This window comes from Piscinibacter defluvii, from assembly GCF_004011805.1.
GTDB lineage: Bacteria > Pseudomonadota > Gammaproteobacteria > Burkholderiales > Burkholderiaceae_C > Piscinibacter > Piscinibacter defluvii.
This window is the reverse complement of record NZ_ML137197.1, coordinates 224513-248709: the sequence shown is the minus strand read 5'-3', so window position 1 is coordinate 248709 and position 24197 is coordinate 224513. Positions and strand designations below refer to the sequence as shown.

20 protein-coding genes are annotated in these 24197 nt (G+C 66.6%); 8 read left to right on the top strand and 12 right to left on the bottom strand.

All coding sequences use genetic code 11. The features are described 5' to 3' along the window. Positions 1–13: 13 nt before the first annotated feature. Positions 14–706 (bottom strand): nucleotide-binding protein, encoded by a 693-nt coding sequence (locus tag D9C15_RS04895; protein ID WP_112190422.1) that lies wholly within the window; start codon positions 704–706, stop codon positions 14–16. 133 nt (positions 707–839) lie between these two features. Between D9C15_RS04895 and D9C15_RS04890 the strand changes: the two genes are divergently transcribed. Next, positions 840–3113 (top strand): PhoX family protein, encoded by a 2274-nt coding sequence (locus tag D9C15_RS04890; RefSeq protein WP_127996322.1) that lies wholly within the window; start codon positions 840–842, stop codon positions 3111–3113. A 7-nt stretch (positions 3114–3120) separates the two neighbouring features. Here D9C15_RS04890 and D9C15_RS04885 read toward each other — a convergent pair whose 3' ends face one another. Continuing rightward, on the bottom strand, positions 3121–3699 hold the full coding sequence (locus tag D9C15_RS04885; RefSeq protein WP_127996321.1) for a hypothetical protein: 579 nt from the start codon (positions 3697–3699) through the stop codon (positions 3121–3123). A 60-nt stretch (positions 3700–3759) separates the two neighbouring features. Continuing rightward, positions 3760–3969, bottom strand: coding sequence for a dodecin (locus D9C15_RS04880; protein ID WP_127996320.1), 210 nt, complete (start codon positions 3967–3969; stop codon positions 3760–3762). Between the two features lie 80 nt (positions 3970–4049). Between D9C15_RS04880 and D9C15_RS04875 the strand changes: the two genes are divergently transcribed. Continuing rightward, on the top strand, positions 4050–4328 hold the full coding sequence (locus tag D9C15_RS04875) for a hypothetical protein (RefSeq protein ID WP_127996319.1): 279 nt from the start codon (positions 4050–4052) through the stop codon (positions 4326–4328). A 9-nt stretch (positions 4329–4337) separates the two neighbouring features. Here D9C15_RS04875 and D9C15_RS04870 read toward each other — a convergent pair whose 3' ends face one another. Genes D9C15_RS04870 through D9C15_RS04855 form a run of 4 tightly spaced genes read right to left on the bottom strand, consistent with a single transcriptional unit; the run spans position 4338 to position 7173 of the window. Further along, complete coding sequence (locus D9C15_RS04870) at positions 4338–5096, bottom strand: SDR family oxidoreductase (RefSeq protein ID WP_127996318.1); 759 nt, start codon at positions 5094–5096, stop codon at positions 4338–4340. Beyond that, the gene (locus D9C15_RS04865) at positions 5093–5902 is read right to left on the bottom strand and encodes a BPSS1780 family membrane protein (RefSeq protein WP_127996317.1); all 810 of its coding nucleotides are present in this window, start codon (positions 5900–5902) and stop codon (positions 5093–5095) included. The genes D9C15_RS04870 and D9C15_RS04865 overlap by 4 nt, the downstream gene beginning before the upstream one ends. Further along, positions 5899–6870, bottom strand: coding sequence for a homoserine kinase (locus D9C15_RS04860; protein WP_127996316.1), 972 nt, complete (start codon positions 6868–6870; stop codon positions 5899–5901). The genes D9C15_RS04865 and D9C15_RS04860 overlap by 4 nt, the downstream gene beginning before the upstream one ends. Beyond that, entirely contained in the window at positions 6871–7173 is a 303-nt protein-coding gene (locus D9C15_RS04855) for a hypothetical protein (RefSeq protein WP_127996315.1), read from the bottom strand. A 40-nt stretch (positions 7174–7213) separates the two neighbouring features. Between D9C15_RS04855 and polA the strand changes: the two genes are divergently transcribed. Together polA and D9C15_RS04845 are read left to right on the top strand one after the other, a co-directional pair. Next, positions 7214–9961 (top strand): DNA polymerase I, encoded by a 2748-nt coding sequence (gene polA, locus D9C15_RS04850; protein ID WP_127996314.1) that lies wholly within the window; start codon positions 7214–7216, stop codon positions 9959–9961. 205 nt (positions 9962–10166) lie between these two features. Further along, positions 10167–13235 carry an ATP-binding protein gene (locus D9C15_RS04845; RefSeq protein ID WP_127996313.1) on the top strand — a complete coding sequence of 1023 codons (3069 nt, stop codon included), beginning with the start codon at positions 10167–10169 and terminating at the stop codon, positions 13233–13235. Positions 13236–13310: 75 nt separating this feature from the next. Here D9C15_RS04845 and D9C15_RS04840 read toward each other — a convergent pair whose 3' ends face one another. From D9C15_RS04840 to D9C15_RS33320, 5 genes are all read right to left on the bottom strand, one after another. After that, positions 13311–16016 (bottom strand): TonB-dependent receptor, encoded by a 2706-nt coding sequence (locus tag D9C15_RS04840; RefSeq protein ID WP_127996312.1) that lies wholly within the window; start codon positions 16014–16016, stop codon positions 13311–13313. Between the two features lie 87 nt (positions 16017–16103). Continuing rightward, on the bottom strand, positions 16104–16673 hold the full coding sequence (locus D9C15_RS04835) for a methyltransferase family protein (protein WP_127996311.1): 570 nt from the start codon (positions 16671–16673) through the stop codon (positions 16104–16106). Then, positions 16666–17385, bottom strand: coding sequence for a GNAT family N-acetyltransferase (locus D9C15_RS04830; protein WP_127996310.1), 720 nt, complete (start codon positions 17383–17385; stop codon positions 16666–16668). The genes D9C15_RS04835 and D9C15_RS04830 overlap by 8 nt, the downstream gene beginning before the upstream one ends. A gap of 66 nt (positions 17386–17451) precedes the next feature. Beyond that, positions 17452–17937, bottom strand: a complete 486-nt coding sequence (locus tag D9C15_RS04825) for a lecithin retinol acyltransferase family protein (RefSeq protein WP_164886646.1) — start codon at positions 17935–17937, stop codon at positions 17452–17454. Between the two features lie 416 nt (positions 17938–18353). Beyond that, complete coding sequence (locus D9C15_RS33320) at positions 18354–18527, bottom strand: hypothetical protein (RefSeq protein WP_164886645.1); 174 nt, start codon at positions 18525–18527, stop codon at positions 18354–18356. Positions 18528–18698: 171 nt separating this feature from the next. Between D9C15_RS33320 and D9C15_RS04820 the strand changes: the two genes are divergently transcribed. The 4 genes from D9C15_RS04820 to D9C15_RS04805 all read left to right on the top strand — a co-directional run bounded on the left by D9C15_RS04820 (position 18699) and on the right by D9C15_RS04805 (position 24081). Beyond that, positions 18699–21602, top strand: coding sequence for an ATP-binding protein (locus tag D9C15_RS04820; protein ID WP_127996308.1), 2904 nt, complete (start codon positions 18699–18701; stop codon positions 21600–21602). 461 nt (positions 21603–22063) lie between these two features. Continuing rightward, positions 22064–22936 carry a formylglycine-generating enzyme family protein gene (locus D9C15_RS04815; RefSeq protein WP_127996307.1) on the top strand — a complete coding sequence of 291 codons (873 nt, stop codon included), beginning with the start codon at positions 22064–22066 and terminating at the stop codon, positions 22934–22936. A gap of 153 nt (positions 22937–23089) precedes the next feature. Continuing rightward, entirely contained in the window at positions 23090–23536 is a 447-nt protein-coding gene (locus D9C15_RS04810) for a hypothetical protein (RefSeq protein WP_127996306.1), read from the top strand. 341 nt (positions 23537–23877) lie between these two features. Further along, a complete protein-coding gene (locus D9C15_RS04805; protein ID WP_127996305.1) occupies positions 23878–24081 on the top strand; it encodes a hypothetical protein in 204 nt (67 codons plus the stop codon). Positions 24082–24197: the final 116 nt, after the last annotated feature.

The window sequence follows — 24197 nt, the reverse complement described above, 5'->3', positions numbered from 1 at the left end:
CGCTGTCCGGGGCTCAGACCCCGGCCTCGTCCATCTCCCGGTAGACCTCGCGCAGCCACATCTTGACGCGCTGCCGGTCCATCAGGCCGAGCGCGGCGGAGTAGCCCTCGGCGGTGCTGGCGTTCCAGAAGCTGCTGCTGGTGGCGTCGATCTTGTTGATCGCGCTCTCGTGCAGCTTCTTCACCGAGACCACCTTCGCGCCCATGCCGAGCGCACGCGCCTGCTCGCCCGACTGCTCGAGCACCGCGAAGTCGTTGCCGCGCACCTGGTTGCGCACCAGCACGTACTTCAGGCTGGTGCCGAAGCGGTCGAGCAGGCGGCGCAGCAGGTCGACCGAGTCCTTGCCGGTGTCCATCACGTGCCAGTAGAAGATCTCGACGCCGGTCTCGTCGGCCAGGTTGAGCACGCCGGAGTCGTCCATCCACTTGACCAGCGGGTCGTGCGTCTGCGCCGCGAGGTCGACGATGATGCGCCGCTCGGGCTGCTCGACCGCGGCCTCCATGATGGCGTCCAGCGCCTCGTAGCGGTCCACCACCACCGGCGAGGCATAACCCGCGTAGAAGCGCATCAGCGCGCCGTGCGAGCGGTCGGTGTCGAAGCCGAGGAAGGGCGCGCCGCGGTCGATCAGGTACTGCGCCAGCACCCGGGCCATGAGCGACTTGCCGACGCCGCCCTTCTCGCCGCCGATGAAGTGGATCTTCGCCATCGCGCTGCCTCCTTGTCGAGCGCCGGATTGTGCACGCATCGATGACGGTCGCCGTCACGCCGCGGTCACGCGCCTGTCATGCGGTCTCGCGAGACTGCGCGGCGTCACACCACGCTTCCGACGGGAATTCCGCATGCACGACGACGACATCGACCTGAACAGCTCGGCCAACCCCCGCTTCAACGAGGTGCTGGACGCACGCCTGAGCCGGCGCGGCCTGCTGCGCGGCGGCGTCGGCGGCGTGGCCGGGGCCATGCTCGGCTGCCTGCCGCTGGCCGGCTGCGGCGGCGGCGAGGCGGTGGCGGCCGAGTCGGCCACGCCGGCAGGCGTGGACAAGCAGGCCCAGCACATCGGCCCCGGCCGCGGCGAGAAGCTGCTCAGCTTCCCGGCCGTGCCCAAGAGCGTCGAGGACCTGGTGACGGTGCCCGAGGGCTACACCGCGACGGTGCTGTTCGCGCTCGGCGACCCGCTCGACGCCACCACGCCGGCCTACCGCAACGACGGCAGCGACGCGGCGATGGAGCGCCGCGCCGGCGACCACCACGACGGCATGGCCTACTTCGGGCTCGACCCCGCCGGCCGCCTGCGCGACCGCCTCGGCGCCGCGCGCGGCCTGCTCGCCATCAACCACGAGGCCACCAGCCAGGGCGGCGGCGAACTCGCCTCGGCCTTCGTGCACGTGAACGGCGGCACCAACACCCTGCCGCGGCCGGCCGCGGAGATCGACAAGGAGGTGCCGCTGCACGGCATCTCGATCGTCGAGGTGCGCGCGAAACGGCGCCGCTTCGAGGTGGTGCCGGGCTCGCGGCACAACCGCCGCATCACGCCGCTGACGCCGTTCGAGATCGCCGGTCCGGCGCGGGGGAACGCGCTGATGGTCACGGCCTGGTCGCCCGACGGCACGGCCACGCGCGGCACGCTGAACAACTGCGGCAACGGCGAGACGCCCTGGGGCACCTACCTGAGCGGCGAGGAGAACTGGGCCGGCTACTTCACGCGTGGCGCGGCCGACAACGCGGCGCGCACGGCCGCCGGTGACGCGAAGAGCGTGGCCTCGCTGAACCGCTACGGCCGCTCCCAGGGCGCGGCGAGCCGCCACGGCTGGGAGAGCGGCGGCGCGGGCGAGCCCTATGCGCGCTGGGACCTCTCGGTCAAGGGCGCCAGCGCCGCGCAGGACTACCGCAACGAGCTGAACGGCTTCGGCTGGATCGTCGAGGTCGACCCCTACGACCAGCGTGCCGCGCTGAAGAAGCGCACCGCGCTGGGCCGCTTCGCGCACGAGAGCGCGGCCTTCGGCCTCGTGAAGGAGGGGCGGCCGCTGGCGGTGTACATGGGCGACGACTCGCGCGGCGAGTACATCTACAAGTTCGTCTCCGCCGCCAGCTGGCGCGAGCGCGACGCCTGGCGGCGCGACAGCATCGCGGTGGGCGACAAGTACCTCGACCACGGCAAGCTCTACGTCGCGCGCTTCAACGCCGACGGCAGCGGCGACTGGATCGAGCTCGACATCGCGAACCCGGCGATCGCCGGCTACGCGGGCTACGCCTTCGCCGACCAGGCCGACGTGCTGGTCAACGCGCGCCTGGCCGCCGACGCGGTGGGCGCGACGAAGATGGACCGCCCCGAGTGGTGCGCCGTGCACCCGCGCACCGGCGAGATCTACTACACGCTGACCAACAACAGCAACCGCAAGGTGCAGCCCTCGAGCAGCTCGCAGGCCGTGGTGGACGCGGCCAACCCGCGCTCCTACAGCGACTCGTTCGCCGGCGGCCCGGCCGGCTCGCCGGGCAACGTCAACGGCCACATCATCCGCATGGCCGAGACCGACGGGCGCGGCGACGCGGTCTCGTTCCGGTGGGACGTCTACCTGTTCGGCGCGCAGGCCGATGCCGACCCGGCGACGATCAACCTGTCGTCGCTGACCGACGACCAGGACTTCTCCAGCCCGGACGGCCTGTGGTTCAGCCCGAGCACCGGCCTGGCCTGGATCCAGACCGACGACGGCGCCTACACCGACCGCACCAACTGCATGATGCTGGCCGGCATCCCGGGGCGTGTCGGCGACGGGCAGGCCGTGCGCCTGAGCTACACGAAGAGCGACGGCACGACGCTGGACGTGGACACCTACGTCGGGAAGAAGCCCGATGCGGGCACGCTCAAGCGCTTCCTGGTCGGGCCGAAGGACTGCGAGATCACCGGTCTCGCCGAGACGCCGGACGGCCGCGCGCTGTTCGTCAACATCCAGCACCCGGGCGAGACCATCCGCTCGGCCGACGTGGGCGATCCGTCGAAGTACCTGAGCCACTGGCCGGGCAATGCCGGCTACGGCGCGGGCGGGGCGACGGCGCGGCCGCGTTCCGCGACCATCGTCATCACCAAGGACGACGGCGGGCGCATCGGCACCTGAGGCGGCGTCAGGGCCGGGCCGGCAGCGACCAGGACCAGACCAGATCGCCGTCGCGCCGCTCGCCGGCGGCGCGGCCGTCGGCGGTCAGGGTGCCGGAGACCTCGAGCCGGCCCGGCACGCGCATCGGCACGCTGGCCGTGCCGGGCAGGCCGGGGCAGCCGCCGCTGACCGTGGCATCCCAGGGCTGGCCGGCGCGCAGCGTGTAGCGCGGCGGGCTGCTGCTGCGGTCGATCTCCAGCCAGGCGTCGGCCAGCGGCTGCTCGGCCGGGCTGGCGGTGGGCGTGCAGCGCAGCCAGACGACCGACAGCACCTGCCGGCCCACCAGGCGCCAGCGGGTGGCCGGCGCGGCCGGGTCCGGCTCGAGGCGCACCTGGCCGTCGACCAGGAACTCGATGTCACCGCCCGAGGCGGCGGCGAGCCGGGCGCGGAACCAGCCCTCGGGCGCCGAGGCGGGCGGGGCGGTCGCGATGGCCTCGGCCGGCGCCTGCGGCGCGGCCGCCACCGGGGCGTTCGCGATCGACCCCGAGGGCGCGTCCCCGCAGGCGCAGAGCAGGGCGAGCAACAGTGGCAGGAGCGTCTTCTTCATGCCGCCATGCTAGGCAGGGCGGCACCTTCGCACATGCGCCGAAGGAGCCATGCGCGGCGCTCAGGCCTCGATGCGGAAGCCGACCTTCAGCGTCACCTGGAAATGCGCCACCTTGCCCTCCACCACGTGGCCGCGGGTCTCGACCACCTCGAACCAGTCGATGTGCCGGATCGTCTTGGCGGCGCTGGCCAGCGCGTTGCGGATCGCATCGTCGGTGCCGGCGGGCGAGCTGCCGACCAGTTCGACCAGCTTGTAGGTGTGTGCTGCCATCGCGGTCTCCGTGCGGTTGTGCGTGGACGGCCAGCCTACACCGCGCGGCGCGGAACGCGAAGCGCGCGACAATCCCGGTCGTGATGGACAAAGTCCTGGCCGGGTTGCTGTTGGCGGTGTGCCTGGTGCTGGCGCTGCGCATGGTGCTCGGCACGCAGCGGCGCCGGCGCCTGGACGACTGGTTCGCCTCGCTGTCCGCGCGCGCGCGCCGCCTGCGGCACTGGCGCGCGGACCGCGAGCAGGCGCGGCGCGTGGCCGACGAGGCGATCCGCCGAGCGCGCGGCGAGGAGGTCGAGCGCGAGGGCAACGTCTACCGGCCGAAATCCTTCAAGAAGCCGCCGCGCGACGAGATGCACTGAGCCCGGCGCTCACCCGCGCCCGACGAACGGCATGTCGGTGGCCATCACCGTCATGAACAGCACGTTGGCCTCGAGCGGCAGGCTGGCCATGTGCACCAGCGCATCGGCCACGTGCTTCACGTCCATGCGCGGCTCGACCTTCGTCTCGCCGTGGGCCTGCAGCACGCCGCGTGTCATGCGTTCGGTCATCTCGGTGGCGGCATTGCCGATGTCGAGCTGGCCGCAGGCGATGCGGTAGGGCCGGCCGTCCAGCGCGGTGCTGCGCGTCAGGCCGGTGATCGCATGTTTGGTCGAGGTGTAGGGGGCGGACAGCGGGCGCGGCGCATAGGCCGAGATCGAGCCGTTGTTGACGATGCGACCGCCCTGCGGCGACTGCGCCTTCATCATGCGGAAGGCTTCCTGCGTGCACAGGAAGGGCCCGGTCAGGTTGACGCTCACCACCGCCTGCCACTGCTCGAAGCTCAGCGCCTCGATCGGCACCGCGGGCGCGCCCATGCCGGCGTTGTTGAACAGCAGGTCGAGCCGGCCGAAGCGCTGCGCGACGGCAGCGAACAGCGCCTTCACCGAGGCCGGGTCGCCGACGTCGCTGGGCACCGCCAGCAGCCGTTCGCGGCCGGAGGGCGCGGCGTCGATGGTCTGCTGCAGCGCCTCGGCGCGCCGGCCCGCCAGCGCCACGTGCCAGCCCTCGGCATGCAGGGCGAGGGCGCAGGCGCGGCCGATGCCGCTGCCGGCGCCGGTGACGAGGGCGACACGGAGGGGGGTACTCATGGGGTCTCCTGCGGGGGTGGGGCATCGTCCGGCCCGAAGCAGCCGGCGAAGCTGAACCAGATCGACACGTAGAACACGGTGGTCAGCAGCAGCGTGACCGGCACCGCGGCGAAGGCGAGCAACTGCGGCATGCCCAGCAGCGCAGCCACCACGTTGGCCAGCAGCGCGAAGCCCAGCACGATGGCGCCCCACACGAGCGCGAACACGCTGAACGCGCCCTTGTTGCGCCAGCAGGCGACCCAGCTCGAGAACAGCGACTGCGCCACGCCCTGGCCGGCCCAGTGCACCAGCGCCGGCGCGTGCCAGTAGGGAATGGCCAGCAGCGTGGCGAGGCCGAAGCGCAGCAGCACGCCGAGCTCGAGCCGCGGGTCGGCCAGCGCCTGGCGCAGGTCGTCGGCCGCGGCATTGCTGTCCGACAGGGTCTGCATCAGGCGCTCCAGCGCGCCGCCGTCGGCGGCGTCGCTGAGCCAGATGATCCCGATGCTCGAGGCCGCGTAGACCAGGCCCAGGCGCAGCAGCGCGAGGCGCCGCTCGCGCGGGCCGCGCAGCGGCTCGATGAACACCCGCGGTGCCGGCATGCGCCCCTGCAGCGCCTCGCGCGTGGCGATCATGAAGCCCAGCGAGCCCAGCGGCAGCAGGGCCAGCAGCACCAGCGCGCCGACCAGCGGCACCAGCGTGAGCGCGAACACCAGGAACAGGAACACGCCGAACACCGCGGAGAAGGGCAGCGGATGGCGCAGGAACACCTGGAAGCCGCGCCGCACCCAGGCCGCGCCTTCGAGGGCATTCACACGCAGCAGCTTCATGCGCGCACGTAGTGCCAGGGAGCCTCGCGGCGCGCCCGCAGCACGCGCTCGAAATGGCCCGGGTCGTGCGGCACCAGCAGCTCGGCGTCGCGCGGCAGGTGCAGGTCCCACAGGCGCGAGACCCAGAAGCGCAGCGCCGCCGCGCGCATCAGCGCCGGCAGCGCGCGCAGCTCGCCGCCGCCGAGCGCACGCACGCCGTCGTAGGCGGCCACGAAGGCCAGGGCGCGTGTCTCGTCGAGCCGGCCCGAGGCGAGGTCGATGCACCAGTCGTTCAGGCACACGCCGATGTCGAACAGCAGCGTGTCGACGCCGGCGAAGTAGAAGTCCATGAGGCCGGTCAGCTCGATGCCGGCGGGGCCGTCGTCGAACATCACGTTGTCGCGGAACAGGTCGGCATGGATGGGCCCGGCGGGCAGGCTGCGGCAGGCCGGCGTGGCGGCGAACTGGCGCTGGAACGCAAGCTCGTCGTCCAGCAGCGCGGCCTGCTCGGGGCCGACGAAGGGACGCACCACCGGCACGGTCTCCTCCCACCAGGCCAGGCCGCGCAGGTTGGGCTGCACCAGCGGGAAATCGGCCGCGGCCAGGTGCATGTGCGCCAGCGCCTGCCCCACCAGCGCGCAGTGGGCCGCGTCGGGGGCCAGGTCATGCCGGCCGCGCAGCCGCTCGACCACCGCCGCCGGCTTGCCCTTGAGCGTGTGCAGGATCTCGCCGGCCGCATCCGCCTGCGGCCCCGGCACGCGCAGGCCGCGCCGCGCCAGGTGCTGCATCAGGCGCAGGTAGAACGGCAGCTGCGCGTGCGTCAGGCGCTCGAACAGCGTCAGCACGTAGCGGCCGTGCGTGGTGTCGGCGAAGTAGTTGGTGTTCTCGATGCCGCCGCGGATCGGCTGCAGGGCCGTCAGCTCGCCGATGGACAGGCGCTCGACCAGCGCGGCAGCCTCGTCGAACGAGACCTCGGTATAGACCGCCATTCAGAACGACAGCACGTGCCAGACCCGCTTGCCGGCCGCCCCGCGCGAGGTGTTGGCGCCTTCGCCGAGATCGCGCGAGCCGTCGCCGGTGATGATCTCGTAGCCCTTCTTCGGGCCGACCTTGGGCGTGACGACGATGCGCTGCACCGCGCCGCGCACGCGCAGCTCCTCGATGCGGCTGCCTTCGTCCTCGTGCACCAGGCGCTCGACCCGGGGCTCGGACGCGGGGGCTGCCGGGACGGCCTCCTGGGCCAGCGCGCCGGTGGCAGCGAGGGCGAGGACGGTGGCGGCGAGCGGCTTCATGCGGCCATTCTAGGCCGCGGCGCTGCGCCACAATCCCCGCATGACGACCAAGACCCTGCTGCTGGTGGACGGCTCGAGCTACCTGTATCGCGCCTACCACGCCCTGCCGGACCTGCGCAGCCCGGACGGCTTCCCGACCGGCGCGCTGCACGGCATGGTCGCGATGCTCAAGCGCGCGCTGCAGGACGTGCAGCCCGAACACGCGGCCTGCGTGTTCGATGCCAAGGGCGACACCTTCCGCAACGAGTGGTACCCGGAGTACAAGGCGCAGCGCGCGCCGATGCCGGAAGATCTCGTCAGGCAGATCGAGCCCATCCACGAGGTGGTGAAGCTGCTCGGCTGGCCGGTGCTCGTGGTGCCCGGCATCGAGGCCGACGACGTGATCGGCACGCTGGCGCGCCTGGGCGCGGCCGGCGGGCACGAGGTGGTCATCTCCACCGGCGACAAGGACCTGGCCCAGCTGGTCGACGAACGCGTCACGCTCATCAACACGATGAGCAACGAGCGGCTCGACCGTGCCGCGGTGCTGGCCAAGTTCGGCGTGCCGCCCGAGCGCATCGTCGACTACCTGACGCTGATGGGCGACACGGTCGACAACGTGCCCGGCGTCGAGAAGGTCGGGCCCAAGACGGCCGCCAAGTGGATCGCCGAGCACGGCTCGCTGGACGGCGTGATCGCCGCGGCCGGCAGCATCAAGGGCGTGGCCGGCGAGAACCTGCGCAAGGCGCTCGACTGGCTGCCGATGGGCCGCCGGCTCGTGACGGTCAAGCGCGACTGCGACCTGGTCGGGCATGTCGACGGCTTTCCCTCGCTCGACGCCCTGGCGCTGCGGCCGGTGGACCGCGCCGGGCTGCTCGAGTTCTACAACCGCTTCGGCTTCAAGACCTGGAAGAAGGAGCTCGAGGCCGATGCCGCGCCGGCCGCCGCCGACCCCGCTGCGCGCGGCGACGACCCGCCGCCGCGCGCTGCCGCGCCGGCGCGCGAGAAGCGCTACGAGACGGTGCTGACGCGCGAGGCGCTGCAGGCCTGGATCGAGCGCATCGCGCAGGCCGAGCTGACCGCGATCGACACCGAGACCGATTCGCTCGACCCGATGCGCGCGCAGATCGTCGGCCTGTCGCTCGCGGTGCAGCCCTACGAGGCGGCCTACATCCCGCTGCGCCACAGCTACGCCGGCGCGCCCGAGCAGCTGCCGCTGGACGAGGTGCTGGAGCGCCTGCGGCCCTGGCTGGAGGATGCGAGCCGGCCCAAGCTCGGCCAGAACATCAAGTACGACCTGCATGTGCTGGCCAACGCCGGCATCACGGTGCGCGGCTACGTGCACGACACGCTGCTGCAGAGCTACGTGCTCGAGGCGCACAAGCCGCACAGCCTCGAGAGCCTGGCCTCACGCCACCTCGGCCGCACCGGCCTGTCCTATGAAGACGTGTGCGGCAAGGGCGCCAGCCAGATCCCGTTCGCGCAGGTGGAGGTGGCGCGTGCGTCGGAGTACTCCTGCGAGGACAGCGAGATGACGCTGCAGGTGCACCAGACGCTGTGGCCGCAGCTGCTCGAGCAGCCCGGTCCGCGCCATGTGTACGAGGCGATCGAGATGCCCAGCGTCGCGGTGCTGCAGCGCATCGAGCGGCACGGCGTGCTGATCGACGCCGGCGTGCTGGCGCGCCAGAGCCACGAGCTGGCCGAGCGCATGATCGCGCTCGAGCGCGAGGCCTACGAGCTGGCCGGCCAGCCCTTCAACCTCGGCAGCCCGAAGCAGATCGGCGAGATCCTGTTCGGCAAGCTCGGCCTGCCGGTCAAGAAGAAGACCGCCAGCGGCGCTCCCTCCACCGACGAGGAGGTGCTCGACGAACTCGCGGCCGACTACCCGCTGCCGGCCAAGCTGCTCGAGCACCGCAGCCTCGCCAAGCTCAAGGGCACCTACACCGACAAGCTGCCGCAGATGGTGAACCCGGCCACCGGGCGCGTGCACACCAACTATGCGCAGGCGGTGGCGGTCACGGGGCGGCTGGCGAGCAACGACCCGAACCTGCAGAACATCCCGATCCGCACGCCCGAGGGCCGGCGGGTGCGCGAGGCCTTCGTCGCGCCGCCGGGCCACGCGATCGTCTCGGCCGACTACTCGCAGATCGAGCTGCGCATCATGGCCCACATCAGCGAGGACCCGGGCCTGCTGCGCGCCTTCGCGGAGGGCATGGACGTGCACCGCGCCACCGCCAGCGAGGTGTTCGGCATCGCGCCCGAGCAGGTGAGCAGCGAGCAGCGCCGCTACGCGAAGACCATCAACTTCGGACTGATCTACGGCATGGGCGCGTTCGGGCTGGCCGCCAGCCTGGGCATCGAGCGCAGCGCCGCCACGGCCTACATCGAGCGCTACTTCCAGCGCTTCGCGGGCGTGAAGCGCTACATGGACGAGACCCGTGCCTCGGCCAAGGCCAAGGGTTATGTCGAGACGCTGTTCGGGCGGCGCATCTACCTGCCCGAGATCAACGGCGGCAACGGCCCGCGCCGCAGCGCCGCCGAGCGCCAGGCGATCAACGCGCCGATGCAGGGCACCGCGGCCGACCTGATCAAGCTGGCGATGATCGCCGTGCAGGCGCAGCTCGACCGCGAGGCGCGCGGCACGCGCATGGTGATGCAGGTGCACGACGAACTGGTGTTCGAGGTGCCCGAAGCCGAGATCGCCTGGGCGCGCGAGACCGTGCCGCGCGTGATGGCCTCGGTGGCCGAACTGAAGGTGCCGCTGCTGGCCGAGGTGGGCGTGGGGCCGAACTGGGATCAGGCGCATTGAGACGGGTTCGACCGCGGGGATCGGGTCGACCTCGTGACCGACGGGCAATCTCAAGCGGTGCCAAGTCGCGGCACAGCGGGCCGAAGGCCCGAGCCGATAGCCAAGAGCGGCCAGCCACTTCCTGAAGCTTGGTCATCGAGAGTCTTGTGCCGCTATTGATCGGGGACAAGATGGATCGGGCTTGGCTCCGCAATCGAATGCGGTGGTGACTTCTCCGAAGCGACCATCCACCTGCGATGTCAGCAGGCAACAATGGTTGACTGACCGCATGTCTGGGGGTGGAGCGATCGGACAGGAACCGATCGCCCTGGCTGACGCGTCTTCGTTTGAGCAAAATGTCGTCACCACTCCCAAGCGTATTGTGACCAAGCGCTATCGATTCGACAGCTTTGAGGCTTGCCCCACCGAGCGCGTGCTCAGGCGGGGAGCCGAAATCATTCCGCTTGGGGCCCGCTGCGCCGAACTGCTGTTTGCGCTCCTCGAAGGACACGAGCGATTGCTATCGAAGCACGAGTTGCTGGAGCGTGTCTGGCCCGGTCTCGAGGTGGAGGAGGGCAACCTCGCGACGCAGATCTCCGCGCTGCGACGCGTAATAGGGGCGGACGCGATCATTACGGTGCCGAAGCTCGGGTATCGGTTTGCACTCAGGGTCGATACGGAGACTCGCGCAACGTCAACCCGCGTAGAAGCGCCGAGCGTACTCGGAGTGCAAGCGGGCGTGTTGCGCTTCGGCGCGTTGGAGTGGCGGCCATCACAACGTCTTGCCCTGCTTGAGGGCAAGAGCCTCGAACTTGGCTCACGCGCCCTCGATCTGCTCGGTGTGCTCATCGATGAACGCCAGCGAATCGTAGCCAAGCGCGAACTGCTGAAGCGAGTGTGGCACGGCCTCGTAGTTGAAGAAAACAACCTGCAGGTACAAGTATCCGCGTTGCGCAAGGCGCTTGGGCAATCCGCAATTGCCACCATTCCGGGGCGCGGTTACCGCTTCACACTTGCGCAGTCCACTGACTCCCCGATTGCACCCCATCCTGTGACAGTTGCGCTGCCGCAAAGACGGCAACGCTCGACCAACGTGCCTTTGATGGCGGAGGCGTTGATTGGGCGTTCCGAGGAACTTGGCGCGCTCGACCGTTTGTTGACCAAGTGCCGCTTGGTGACCATCGTCGGCGGCGGGGGCGTTGGCAAGACAGTGCTTGCGCAGACATTCGCGCGCTCCATGGTAGGTCGGTTCGCGAACGGAGTGTGGTGGGTGGACCTTGGCGCGCTGTCTTCCGCCGAGCAGATAGTGCCTGCGATCGCCTCCGCTTCCGGCCTGCAGCTTGGCCGAGGCGTTCCGGTGGAGCAACTTGCACTTGCCCTTGAATCGCGGGATGTGATGATCGTACTAGACAACTGCGAGCACTTGGCTCCGCCGTTGGCGGATATCGTGTCAAGAATACTGTCCGTTGCCGACCGACTCCGGCTATTGGCGACGACTCAGGAGCCGTTGCGACTTCAACAGGAGCATTCGTTCCGCCTCGACCCGTTGAGCCTGCCGCCTATCGGGTGCTCGCATCAGGACGCGACGTCCTGCAGCGCCTTTACCTTGTTGGAGCACCGTGCCCTGGCCGTGGATAGTCGATTCGTGATCACTGAAGCCACGCTGCCTGCTGCAATCGAAATTTGCCGGCAACTCGACGGCATCCCACTCGCCATTGAAATGGCGGCTGCACGCCTTCCTCAGGTCGGCACTTCAGTGTTGCGACAAGGCTTGGCCGAACGGTTGCAATGGCTGAGGAACAGCACACGTAGAGCGCCTTCCCGGCAGCGGACCCTGCGCGCCACCCTCGATTGGAGTCACTCCTTGCTTGACGAGCAGGAGCGCACCGTGCTTCGACGCCTCAGCGTCTTCCGCGGTACCTTTCAATTGGAGTCTGCCCAGCGAGTAGCCAGCGACTCAGTACTCGATCGCTGGGATGTGACCGAGGCCCTCGCTACGCTAGTCGAGCGTTCTCTAATCCAACTGGTCGAGGGCAATCCGCCACGCTACCGCCTGCTCGAGTCGACCCGACTGTATGCCTCCGAGCAACTGGCCGCCCATACGGAGACCGACGTCGCCCAGGACTCACACATGCGGCTGATGGCCTCGATCGCAGTTGCGGCCGAACAGGACTATTGGGTCTGTGATGATGAATCCTGGCTCGCTCGTTATGCAGATGACTACGACGACCTGCATGCGGCATTCGACCGGGCATGCACGTTGACAGACATTTCTGCGGCTGCGCAGACACTCGATGCGCTGTATCGACTCGATGAACTTCGGGAGGTCTGGGCTGCGCTGGTTCCACGTCTTGCGGCCGCTTCTCGATTGCTGCCGAAGGGCCAGGCTGACGTCGAAGCCAGCCTGCGTATTCGACTTGCGATTGCATCCCAACTCGTCGCGGCTGCGCCAATAGAGGGCGTATCAAAGCTTCATGCAGCACAGACGGCTGTCGTGCAGGCGCAGTACCTAGCCGACACACGGCGCTTGTACCGAGCAATTGCGCATGTGGCACTTCACGCGACGGCGGCAGGAGACGAGTCGATTGCAGCCGATGCCATGGCGCAACTAACGCAACTCGAGAATCTCGATTGGCCCGCCCGTCTGCTATGGGTTGGCGCCATTCATCGGAGCATGCACTTCGCGCTGAGAGGTGAAGCCCAGTGTCTATTGGCGTCTTTGCGCCTCGAACTTGCCCTCGCCCAGCGTGCTGGCTCGCCGATGCAGGCGGCCAATGCCCGAGCCGGACTGGCCGACGCCGCGCTCATGTGCGGTGATGCTTCCGAAGCCATTCGCCTGGGCCGCGAGGTTGTCGCAGAAGCGCGAGCGGTGGGTCGCACGCTGATACTGGTCACGTGCGTCGCCAATCTGTTCGGCGCACTGATCGCCGGGGGCGCACTGCAAGATGCCAGCGAAATTGCCGCCGAGACGATCCAATTGGCATGGCGCTACGAGCGTATCGGCTATGCCGTCGACAATCTTGCATCACTTGCTGCACGGATGGGCCGGTTCGAGGACGCCTGTACGTTAATCGGAGTCGCCGACGAATGGTGGACGCGAGTCCAGTATGGGCGCGAGGGCAACGAAGCGGCTGCGGTCCGTCATGCGATCGCGTTGAGCGAACGCGCGCTCGGGAAGGCTAGGGTGGCGCAACTTCGTGCACAGGGCAGTGAGTTGGACGGCAATGCGGCGAAGCGATTGGTCGACCAGATCGTCGGCCCGGCTCCTGCGGCACAGATCCGCCGGGTTCAGTAGAGCAGTCCGACGGCGATCGTGCAATCTGGCCCTGCTGCAGGGGGGGTGAATGGGCCGCACTGCATTCTCTACAGCTCACTTGGCCCGGTAGCGGACCCCGAAGAAGAGCGCCCTGCCGATCGCACCGGCCTGATGAAGTGTGGGGTTGTAGTTGATCCCGCCATAGGTGACTGTGTCGAGTGGCGCTGCACGATCGAATAGATTGTCGATGTGGGCAATCCACTCCCAAGAGTCGCTGGAACGCCATGAAGCGAACAGGTCCACCGTCGTGAGCGAACCAACGCGGCAGCGCGCATTTGCCTCCTGAGCGAGGCAGGTTGAACCAAGGGTCGGATCTGTCGCCCGCATGGCGCCGACGTACTGAATGTCCGTGCCGGCCTGGTGACGACCTCTCTGCCAGATGAGCGACAACTGTGCGCGGTTCGTTGGGGTCCCGACATTGCCGGACAGCGCGGTCGGCCCGTGGGTTCCCGCGTATTCGAAGCGAGCGTCCCCGACAGTGGTAGTCAGGTCAATCAGGCGCGTGTACTGAAGCCTCCCCGTCAGTTGGCCAAACCTCCCGAGCAATTGACGATGGCGGAGGTCGACATCGAAGCCGGAGACCAGCGTCGCGGTGGAGTTGATGAACGGCAACGAGAATCCGACGATCGGCGGAGGCAGGTCCGGGTGACTGAGGTCCGGTCCGCCATAGATCGGAGTGCCGCTCTCGAAGGGAGCGATGACGATTTCCCGTGATCGCTCGATGCGGAAGTAATCCACGGATAACTTTGTCGACTCGCCCGGATCGGTCACAACACCCAAGGTCCAGTTTCTGGAAGTTTCGGGTTTCAGCGATGGATTACCAGACAGCGACAGTCGGATAGTCCCCAGGCAGTCGGACGGCAGCTTGGTGACCGGGCATCGGGCAGGATCTGTGTAGGAGATGTAGGCGTTCAACACGGAATCGCCGGACTCCGTGACAGAGGGGACGCGAATCCCCTGCGACCGGGTCGCGCGGACTGCGAGGCCAGATGCAAGCTGCCAGCGCGCTCCTAGTTTGGGTGTCGTCGACGTGCCGAGACCTTCGTAGCGTTCGTGGCGCATTGCGAGGTCAATAGAAACGTCTCGCGTTGCGGGCACTCTAATCTCCGCGAAGACCGAATGAACCGAGCGGGATCCTCTTGAGGTGACGGTCGTGTTTCCGAGCACATCGCCTTCCAGCGCGTACGGCTGGCCTGGGTTGTCGACGCGTTGGCGTCGCGCCTCGATACCCGCGCCGAGTGTCAACGGTCCCCCTGGTAGGGGCCAGAGGTCGCGCGACATCCGAAGATCGGCAAATGTGAGCTGCGAACTCGCATTGTTCACTGTCGTCGGCGAGAGTTCGGCGTAGATGGAGGGATCGTTGAGACTAGCGTTTGCGCCGATGCGGTAGCGGCCGCTGGCCAGCATGGCCGCCAGTACGCTGGTCCTGACGGTACCTTCGTATCGGACGCGGGTCTCTGCCCGCGCCGCTCCGAGGGCCGCGTCCACGTCCCAACCGTTGAAGTGACCCTCGAGTGAGAACACCGTGCGGAGTAGACGCGTTCGGTAGGTCGTGTGCCTGGGCCCGACGTCACCGAAGGTGTAGTACAGAAACGCGGCTCGATCCGGACCGAACGGATTGTCGGGATGGCTCGGCGGCAGGACGACGTTGGAGGTCGTCGGATCTGTCTGCGTGGGTTGCGGCACATAGGTGCTTCCGAACATCTGCTCCGACCATGATGTTGCGGCTTGCACAGCAGCGTTCAGATGCCAGCCGCCTTCGAGCATTGTCAACAGACGCGCATTGAGGTTGAGGTTCCGAGTTTCAGGCTGGATCTGTGTGAAGCGTAAGGTGTCCCAACTGCAACCGCCGCTGTAGTTCAGCTCGGCCGCCCGGCATCCGGGCAACAGCTGGAACGGCCCGACCTGGGCATTGGTATCGTCCAGCGGAGCAACCATACCCACAAGCGTCTGGGTGAAGTTGCCGGGCGCCGTGTTACCTGGTTGGACAACGCCGCCGCGCAGATCCGGCCCTCCAAGCGAACGAAGATCGAGGTTTGAGAGCGTCCCTCCCCGATTGCGCTGGAGTATCGCGCCACGGGTGCGGGCTTCGACGTTCAGGTAAGCCGTCCGACCCTCTTCGACCAAGTTCCCGAATCCGTAGGTCCCGGACCAGTGCGCGTGCCTACCATCCCCTCTTGAGGTTGCGCCCGCGCCGGCAAACATCTCAACTCCCGAGAATTCTCGGCGCAGGATCACATTGACCACGCCGGCAATCGCGTCCGAGCCATAGATTGCCGAAGCACCGTCCTTGAGCACCTCGATGCGCTCGACAATCGCTAGCGGCAGGCTCGACAGATCGACGAACGCGCGTTGCCCGTCGTCGGCCAGCGGGTAGACAGTCGTGCGTCGCCCGTCAATCAGTACCAAGGTCGAGTGGACCGACATGCCGCGCAGGGAGATGCCGCTGGCCCCGCCTGCGATTGCTCCAGCGAATGCTTGTGTCAACGATCCGTTGTTGTCAACGGTTAGTCCACGCAGCAGATCCGAGAGGTTGGTACGGCCGCTGCGCTCGATGTCTGCGCGTGTCAACACGAGCAACGGCGCGGCAAGCTCGTCGCCGATAAATCCAAAATTCGACCCCGTCACGGCCACCCGCGGTAACGTGACCGCGTCTGCTGCCCAGCTAGCGCCCGATCCGGCAAGGCCCGTCGCCAAGACCGCCAACCCGATCCGAGCAACAAGGGAACTGCGCCAGGCGACATCGCAAATCAGGGCCATTGGAGTCTCCCCGGGCAACTTGCGTAGGCGAACGATGTTAGCGAATACACCGTGCTTGCCACATCCCGAACATCACTGTCAGCGGACCTACCGCCGTCGCCAAGCGCCCCAGCGCGGCACGGCCGCAGCAACTTGATTCTTGTACTGACGATACGCGGTGCCAAGCGAACTGCGGAGAATCAATCGTTCCTCTTGCCGAGCAGCTACGGCGTAGAGGCACCCCATCCACAATGGCACCGCCCAAGTCCAGACTTCACCCGTCAGTGCGGCGCCGCCTGCAAAGCCAAGCACATATGCCACGTAGAACGGATGACGAATCAGGCCATACGGGCCGGCGGTGACCAACGTCTTGGGCGCGCGGTCTGCGAATGCTGCCGACGGTCTGTTAGCTCCATGGGCAACCACGGCCGCCCAGAACGTGCCCTGTGCAAGAGCAAACAGTGCACACCCGATCCCAAGGGAGAGCCCGTCGACCGATTCAAGCTGGAATAGCCGCCCATAGATGACCCCTAGTCCAATCGTCATGCCAGCGACCAGCAGCAAGCGAAGCGAACTTGAGCCCGGGCGCCGACGAAAGAAGGTGAGCATCGAGGCCAGGAAAATGAACGTCATGGAGATCAGGGACGCCATCCCCAACAACCAGTGCATGTCAACCATATGCCGCCTCCAGCTTCACGAACTCCCGACGAAGGCTGAAGCCGATCTCATCGATCTGCGCATCAACTTCGGGAGTAACGGCGCGAGGATCGATTGACATGACAGACACCTGGCTGTCGTGGAATCTATCAATCAGAGGTTCGAGCGGACCGGGTGAACTTCGAATCGGAGAGCAACCCAATCGCCGCCCAATGTCCGCGCTACCGGATTCAACGGCCGCGAAGACTAGTCCGCACGATGCGCCAACGAATCGAATTAGCGCATTCCCCGCCATGCATAGAGCCGCCGCGATCCCGCTTCTGCGCACCGCGCCGTCCACAGCTAAGCCACCGGCTTGAACCATCGGGCCGCCAACCGAAGCCCAACGCGTGCTGGCATAGCCCGCGATCGCCTCCACGCAGCGACGGCGATCACCTTCGGAAAAGATGCAGCGGCTGTTGGCAAGCGCTGCGGCAGGGAAGCGCTCCAGTTCACAGATGTCGAACACATGAAAGCGGATGCAGCCCAGCAATCGTTCGCCATCTGCGGCTATCAAGTGCCATGCCGTCAGGTCGGCTTCGTCCAACGCTAAGTCGCCCGACCGCAATGCGCCCCGCTGTGCATACACGCGAGAACGAAATCGGACGATAGATTCCAACATCCAGCGGGAATCCGAGGGATTCACGAGATGTAGTTCCAGAGTCTGGAACCGGTGCATTGGCAGGTTCATCATGATTGGTTCCTTTGTATGAATCGAATGCGTCCTGGTGCCGCTGCCTTCGGAGCGACGGTGGCACCGTCACACATTCAGGCGTGGTGCAGGTCGGGACAGCGGCATCCATCCGCCCATCCACGCCAGCGCGTAGGCGAAGCGCTCGCGCCAAACTTCGACCTGCCGGCTGCGGCTGACACCCGAGCCACACCATTCACAGAAGTGCTCGCAGTTGTTCGACCAGATGCTGTACTCGGCTTCGCCGAGCCGCGAACGCGCGCGATTCACGATCTCCTCGACGGCGAACGAGGATGGCGGCCAAGCTAACGTTTCCATGCCGCGGCCGCGACAGAAGCGATCAAGGGTGGTTTCCTGCACCGGGCCGCGCCGCCAAGTCCCACTGAAGCCTGCGTAGTGGATGACTTTCCCGTTCCCGACATGGATTCCGTGATGCACATAGCCGCGCCGTGGGGTCGCCAAGTGAGCACCCGGCGGCGGGATCGCCGATTCGACATGGCTCACTGCGCTCGCGCCCGTGCGCGTGCAGGCTCGCTTGAAGTAGATCAGTCTCATGGGGGCCGCCATTGGGGGCTTGGTCAAGTGATTGCTGAGACGTCGAGTCCGCGTCGATTTCGCTCAGCTCGGCCTGGGCACGGCAGGCATTGACGGACCTGGTTGATCGAGCACGCCGGGATTCAGGCCGTCGCAGGCGAAAGGCTGCACCGCAAGTTCGGCCATAGGGCGGGCCCGACCGGCAGCCATCGGATCCATGCCGCTAATGCACGAGGGTGGCTGATGCGTGTCGTCAGGATCTTCCGGTTCTTGGCCGCCACCGCCACCGCCACCGCCACCGCCGCCGCAGGCGCAAAGAAGCAATGTGCAGTCGAATGCGAGTGGACCGGGAGAGGCGAAGGTGTGGCGTTGAACTGAACCGACGTTCATGGTGGTTCCTTGCTCAAGCTCTGGACCGGATGGGACGCGACTCAGGGTCACTTCGACTGGACGGCAACGGCCAGCGTCGTGCTTGACGGCCCGGCATCGCACTTGGCGGACTGAACTCCTGCCGGCGGTTCGGCAAGGGACACGACCGCAGAGAACAGGCCATAGGTGATGGTCCCGGAGGCGACGATGCCGACTAGGCGGCGCAACAGGCTCGGCTTCACAGTGACTCCTTGCACGGACCGCCGCATCGGGGTCGATGCATCTCGGCTGGGGAGTACTTTCGGTGTCGGAGCCTGATGGCGTCTTCAAGCGCGTTCAATCGTCGCTGAAACGTCCTGAAATCACCACGCATCGATCACAATCCGACCAAGGCCAGTCCCGGAACCTGTTGCGTGACTCAGCGCTATCGATTCGGCGAATTCGAGGTTTGCCCCACCGAGCGATTGCTCCGACGGGAGGCCGCCGCCGTCAACGTCGGTGCGCGCGCCTTCGAATTGCTGCTGGCGTTGATCGAGGGACGCGATCGCCTGCTGTCCAAGCAGGAACTGCTCGAACGCGTCTGGCCGAGCTTGGACGTGGAAGAGAACAATCTCGCCACCCAGGTGTCGACGTTGCGCCGCATCCTTGGGCAGGCGGCGATTGTCACCGCGCCCGGGCTCGGCTACCGCTTTGCAGCCAGCGTCGAGGTGGTCGACGAGACCTTGCCGCATGCCGGGCAGGAATCTAGCGAGCCGACACTGCGGCTTGGCGGTCTCGAATGGAGGCCGGCTCAGCGGGCCGCGCTGCTCCACGGCAAGGCGCTCGAACTGGGCTCACGTGCCATCGACCTGCTGGGGGCGCTGATCGAGGAGCGCCACCGGGTGGTGAGCAAGCGAGAATTGATTGCGAGGGTCTGGCCTGGGCTGGTGGTAGAGGAGAACAACCTCCAGGTGCAGATTTCCACTCTGCGCGGGAAGCTCGGGCAAAGCGCCATAGCGACCATTCCGGGTCGTGGGTACCGGTTTACTCTCAGTGATGCAGCGGTCACGGCAGCGGCGCCGCCTTCCGAAACTCCAGCAGCACCCGTCCAAAGGCGACTGACCAACTTGCCGTTGGCCGCCGAGGCGCTGGTGGGCCGTGGAGATGACCTCGAGGTCCTCAGCCGGCTGGTGGACTCGAATCGCTTGGTCACCCTCACCGGCGCCGGTGGCATGGGCAAGACTTCGCTCGCGCAGGCACTGGGGCGTACGCTGCTGAAGCGCTTTCTGGATGGGGTCTGGTGGGTTGACCTGGCGGCTCTCTCGGCTCCTGGAGAAGTCGTCCCTGCCGTCGCCGCCGCGGCGCGCCTGCAGCTCGGCGGCGGAGACGAGGCATCACACCTAGCTCAGGCACTGGAAACGCACGACACCCTGATCATTCTCGACAATTGCGAGCACCTGGTCGAGCGCGCGGCGCAGATCGCTTCTTCCATACTGCAGGCAACGGAAAGACTGCACCTGTTGACCACATCGCAGGAGCCGCTGCGTGTCACGGGCGAGCGGGTGTATCAGCTCGGGCCGCTGCTGTTGCCGCCGGCTGGCGCGCCGCCGGACGAAGCTCGCCGCTGTGGCGCTTTGGCATTGCTCGAACGGCGTGCTCAAGCAACGGAAGTGCGCTTCACGATTGGAGACGAGGTGCTTCCCGCGGCCATCGATATGTGCCGTCAGCTCGACGGCATCCCGCTGGCAATCGAAATGGCTGCGGCTCGGCTTCCGCGGGTTGGTTTCGCCGCTCTTCAGCGCGGCGTATGCGAGCGACTAGAGTGGTTGAGATCGGGGCTGCGACAAGCACCTGCACGACAACAGACCTTGTATGCGGCGCTGGACTGGAGCCATTCGCTGCTCTGCCCCGCCGAACAAATCGTCTTGCGTCGACTGACCGTCTTCTCAGGCAGTTTCGTACTGGAATCGGCGCAACAGGTGGCAACTGATCATGCGATCGACGCTTGGGATGTTGCCGAGGCGATGGCCATTCTCGTGGAACGTTCGCTCATTCAGGTCGACGGCAGCGACCCACCGCGCTATCGATTGCTGGAGACGATGCGGCTATATGCCGGTGCGGAACTCGTCAAGCACGGCGAGGTGGAGTCGACACGCGGCAAGCATATGCATGTCATGGCCGCGCTCGGCTCGGCAGCCGAGGAACAGTACTGGATAACGCCCGACGACGATTGGCTCGGGCGCTATGCGCCGGAATACGATGACTTGCACGCGGCATTCGGCTGGGCTTGTGCTGTTAGAGATTCGAGCGCCGCGGCGCAAACGCTCGACGCCCTCTACCGACTCGACGAATTGCGTGAACTCGTGCAGGCGCTGGAGCCGCGACTGAAACTTGCGCATCCGCTGGCGAGTTCTGTGACCCCCGGCGCCGCGATTCGCATCGATCTAGCGGTTTCCTCCCTCTTCGCCGTGTTCGCCCCGCTGGGCGGCGTTGCCAAGCTCAATGCTGCGCGGCATGCAGTCGAATGTGCTCGGACCCTCTCCGATGCAAGGCTGCTGTATCGCGCTTTGCTGGCCAAGGCGCTCCATGCCACAGTGTCCGGTAGCAACCGCGAGGCCGCTGCGGCATTGACGGAAGCCAATGTCGTCGAGGACCCTGCCTGGCCGGCGCGATTGCTCTGGTTCGGAGCAATCCACCGCACCTTTGTGGCCGCATTGCGCGACGACGCACCCGAACGGCTGCGCTGGTCTTCGGCGGAGTTGAACTATGCGCTGCGCTCCGGGTCACCGACCCAGGCACTGAATGCTCGCCTGAACGTTGCCGACGCCACCTTGATGTGTGGCGACGCCCGTGAGGCCGTGCGCTTGGGTTCCGAATGCGTTGCCGACGCGCGCGCCCAGGGTCGAACAGCGAGCTTGGCGACGGGAGTCACCAATCTCCTCGGGGCACTTGTCGCCGCCGGAGAACTGGAGCGTGCGGTGGTCCTGAGCTTCGAGGCGATCGAGCTTGGGTGGGCATACCAGCGGATCGGGGCCGTGCTGGATCACCTGGGGCTTCTGGCGGCTCAAAGGCAGCACTTCGAGGACTCTTGCCGCCTCGTCGGAAGCTCTGACGCGTGGTGGACGAAACTCCAGTACCGGCGAGAGGGAAACGAGGCAGTCGCAGTGGCCCGGGCGATGGCGATCAATTCAGAAGCACTCGGAATGGAAGCTGCAGCGTGCCTTCGCGCAACGGCCGGGTCAATTGACGATGCCGAAGCCAAGCGCCTCGCACTGACTATCTTTCCTCCACCTATGGCGACAGCGCTAGGTCCCCGGTTGTCTCGGTCGGGGCGATGAAACGCTGACCACTGTGCGTGCAGTCGGTGTCGCAGGCCCTTTCGCAATGAACTGATTGACTCGGGGCGGCCAAGATCGCAGGGCGAATCTCGGCCCTTTCAAACCGACGTTTCAGAACCCTTCAGGTTCGATTGATCGTGATTGAGGACTCGTCGGGATTGACGAGCGGACAGTAGGTCCCAGCCGCGGCGCAATCCTTGGGGCCGCGGGTCACGGTCAAGACGCCAATCTGAGGTGCCACGCCATGAGTATTGCCTGCGGTCGTAGCTTGCCGCCCCCTTCATTCGCCTTCATCAGCAATTCTCAGTCGGCCGACACCGGACGCTGGGAGCCTAGCGAGGAGGTCCGCACTCTTCGTTCGGGGAACGCTGGCCATCGAATACAACGAATTCACCGTACGTGAATCGATCGGCACGCAGAGGCCTGTCCATATTCAGCTCAATGACATCAGGAGAACTCTCATGAATTCGCATGACTTCGAGATCAATCACACCCGGCCGACGTCATCTGGTGCTGGAGGCATCCTCACCCTGCTGTGCGCCATCGTCACGGCGATGGCCGGCGGCGACGCAGTGGCTCAGGCGCTGCCAGCCTGTGCGGGGAATAGCAGCAGCGACGAAATGGTTCGCGTCGGTCCGATATGCGTCGACAAGTTCGAGGCTTCGGTGTGGGATCAGGCCGGGGGCAAGGGCAACCAGTATCCGAAATCCAGTCCGCGCTACCCTAGTTGGTTCCCAACGAACGGGAACTGGACTCGACCACTGTATGCAGCGTCTGTTCAGGGGGCCTACCCGGCGGCCTTCCTGACCTGGTTCCAGGCGCAACAAGCGTGTGCACTTTCAGGGAAGCGGTTGTTGACGAACGCCGAGTGGCAGATGGCCGCGGCCGGAACACCGGACCCGGGATTGGCCGGTGACGGCGTCGTCCAGTGCAACACCAACACCGGCGGAGTGCTGCCCGCGGGCCAGGCCAGCACCTGTTTCTCGCGATGGGGCGCGCACGACATGGTGGGCAACCTACAGGAGTGGGTGGCCGACTGGATCCAGGGTCCCGGAATCAATCCGTCCACCGTCAGCAACCTGTTTGCGCCGGCACTGTATCTGCTCTCGACCAAGGAGTACGGCACCGATGCAATCAATGGCATCAATGAAGCCTTCCATCTGGATGCACCGCAGTCGGCTGAACCAATCCAGTCAGCGCCGGACGCGATGCCTGCAGGCATTGCGCGCGGCGGCAGCTGGACGGGTCGCACTGGAGCCGGCGCCTTCGCGCTCGAAGCGACTCACACGCCATCGTCGCGGGACAACGCGACCGGCTTCCGCTGCGCGCGCTAGCGAGGTGGAAGCCCATGGCTTCGTCCGGTCGCGTCACAAGCAAGCTGCAAACAGCGTCAAAGGGAGGCAAGCAATGAACACGTAGATCCAATCCCGCGGCGTAGACGCAAACCTTCATCACCTGTCCCTTCATCTCCACTCTCTGGGGTACTCATGAACATGATCCGCCAATCGTTCCGCCACGCAGTCGCCATCGCCGGAATCGTTTGCTTTGCTTCCACGCTGCCTGCGAGCAGCATGGCCGGCGTGGGCCAAATCACCTTTGCCGATCTGCAGGGCCCGTGGATTGCAACTCTGAACGGCCTTACGGGCTGTGGGCACTCCGCGATGCACGTAGCCATCAGCATGAACAACGCTGGCTCCGGCACGGCAACCCTCACAACGCACGGCCAGTGCGGCACCAGCGTGGTTAGCGGGCAGACCTTCAAGATCCTGTCGATGAACACCAACGGCGCTGGAACCGCTGGGTTGACCTGCGGCGTTGGCTGCGGCTGGACGCTGCGCTTTCAAGTAGCTCCCGACCGGCAGATCATGAATCTGATCGACGTGGATCCGAACAACCCCGGGAACTTCATCGCCGGCGTGGCCGTTCACTACTGAAGCGCCGCTGCAGCGCCGCCGTCATTCCGTAGAGCCGCCGCATTGCGGCATTCGCGCAGCGGCGGCGGCAATGCCTTGTTCGGAGACATCGACCCATGCCACCAGCTTCACCATTTGCGTTTGCACGCTGCCCTGCCTCCACGCGGCGCGAATGCGCCTCGTCTACGGCAATGGTTGTCGGCCGATGGGTCCTGTCGTGGGTGTTGATCGCGGATTGCGTGGCACTCACTGCATGCGGCGGTCGCGTTGATCAGGAGGTGATCGCGTCGTTCGACGATCAGACTGCGCGGACATCAGAGGTACACGGACCACGGATGGCGTCACCACTTGCAGAGGATGGGTTGCCCAACGTCGACAGCGATGCGGCTAGTGGGGAAACCACGGCCCCTGTGCCCAAGGACAAGCCGCGGTTCTGCTACGAGCTGCAGACGACCGCACCAGCACCTGATGCCGAGGGTGCTGCCGAAGCGCGCATCCCCGATGGCATCGAAGTCGTGTCAGAAGGATCGATTGACGAGGAAGCGGTCCAGCCCCTGACACCGTGACCGCGGACAGAGGCCGGCGTGAGCAACTTCAACCGCCCGAAGTCGAGCTGTCTGCCGGAAAGAGAAGCGTGGCACAACTTCGAGGTGATGTGATTCACCGCCCGCTTAGCGCGGTA

Excerpts from the sequence above, each read along its gene's own strand:
- D9C15_RS04895 (WP_112190422.1), bottom strand. The coding sequence starts at position 706 with ATGGCGAAGATCCACTTCATCGGCGGCGAGAAGGGCGGCGTCGGCAAG.
- D9C15_RS04890 (WP_127996322.1), top strand. The coding sequence starts at position 840 with ATGCACGACGACGACATCGACCTGAACAGCTCGGCCAACCCCCGCTTC.
- D9C15_RS04885 (WP_127996321.1), bottom strand. The coding sequence starts at position 3,699 with ATGAAGAAGACGCTCCTGCCACTGTTGCTCGCCCTGCTCTGCGCCTGC.
- D9C15_RS04880 (WP_127996320.1), bottom strand. The coding sequence starts at position 3,969 with ATGGCAGCACACACCTACAAGCTGGTCGAACTGGTCGGCAGCTCGCCC.
- D9C15_RS04870 (WP_127996318.1), bottom strand. The coding sequence starts at position 5,096 with ATGAGTACCCCCCTCCGTGTCGCCCTCGTCACCGGCGCCGGCAGCGGC.
- D9C15_RS04865 (WP_127996317.1), bottom strand. The coding sequence starts at position 5,902 with ATGAAGCTGCTGCGTGTGAATGCCCTCGAAGGCGCGGCCTGGGTGCGG.
- D9C15_RS04860 (WP_127996316.1), bottom strand. The coding sequence starts at position 6,870 with ATGGCGGTCTATACCGAGGTCTCGTTCGACGAGGCTGCCGCGCTGGTC.
- D9C15_RS04855 (WP_127996315.1), bottom strand. The coding sequence starts at position 7,173 with ATGAAGCCGCTCGCCGCCACCGTCCTCGCCCTCGCTGCCACCGGCGCG.
- polA (WP_127996314.1), top strand. The coding sequence starts at position 7,214 with ATGACGACCAAGACCCTGCTGCTGGTGGACGGCTCGAGCTACCTGTAT.
- D9C15_RS04840 (WP_127996312.1), bottom strand. The coding sequence starts at position 16,016 with ATGGCCCTGATTTGCGATGTCGCCTGGCGCAGTTCCCTTGTTGCTCGG.
- D9C15_RS04835 (WP_127996311.1), bottom strand. The coding sequence starts at position 16,673 with ATGGTTGACATGCACTGGTTGTTGGGGATGGCGTCCCTGATCTCCATG.
- D9C15_RS04830 (WP_127996310.1), bottom strand. The coding sequence starts at position 17,385 with ATGATGAACCTGCCAATGCACCGGTTCCAGACTCTGGAACTACATCTC.
- D9C15_RS04825 (WP_164886646.1), bottom strand. The coding sequence starts at position 17,937 with ATGAGACTGATCTACTTCAAGCGAGCCTGCACGCGCACGGGCGCGAGC.
- D9C15_RS04815 (WP_127996307.1), top strand. The coding sequence starts at position 22,064 with ATGAATTCGCATGACTTCGAGATCAATCACACCCGGCCGACGTCATCT.
- D9C15_RS04810 (WP_127996306.1), top strand. The coding sequence starts at position 23,090 with ATGAACATGATCCGCCAATCGTTCCGCCACGCAGTCGCCATCGCCGGA.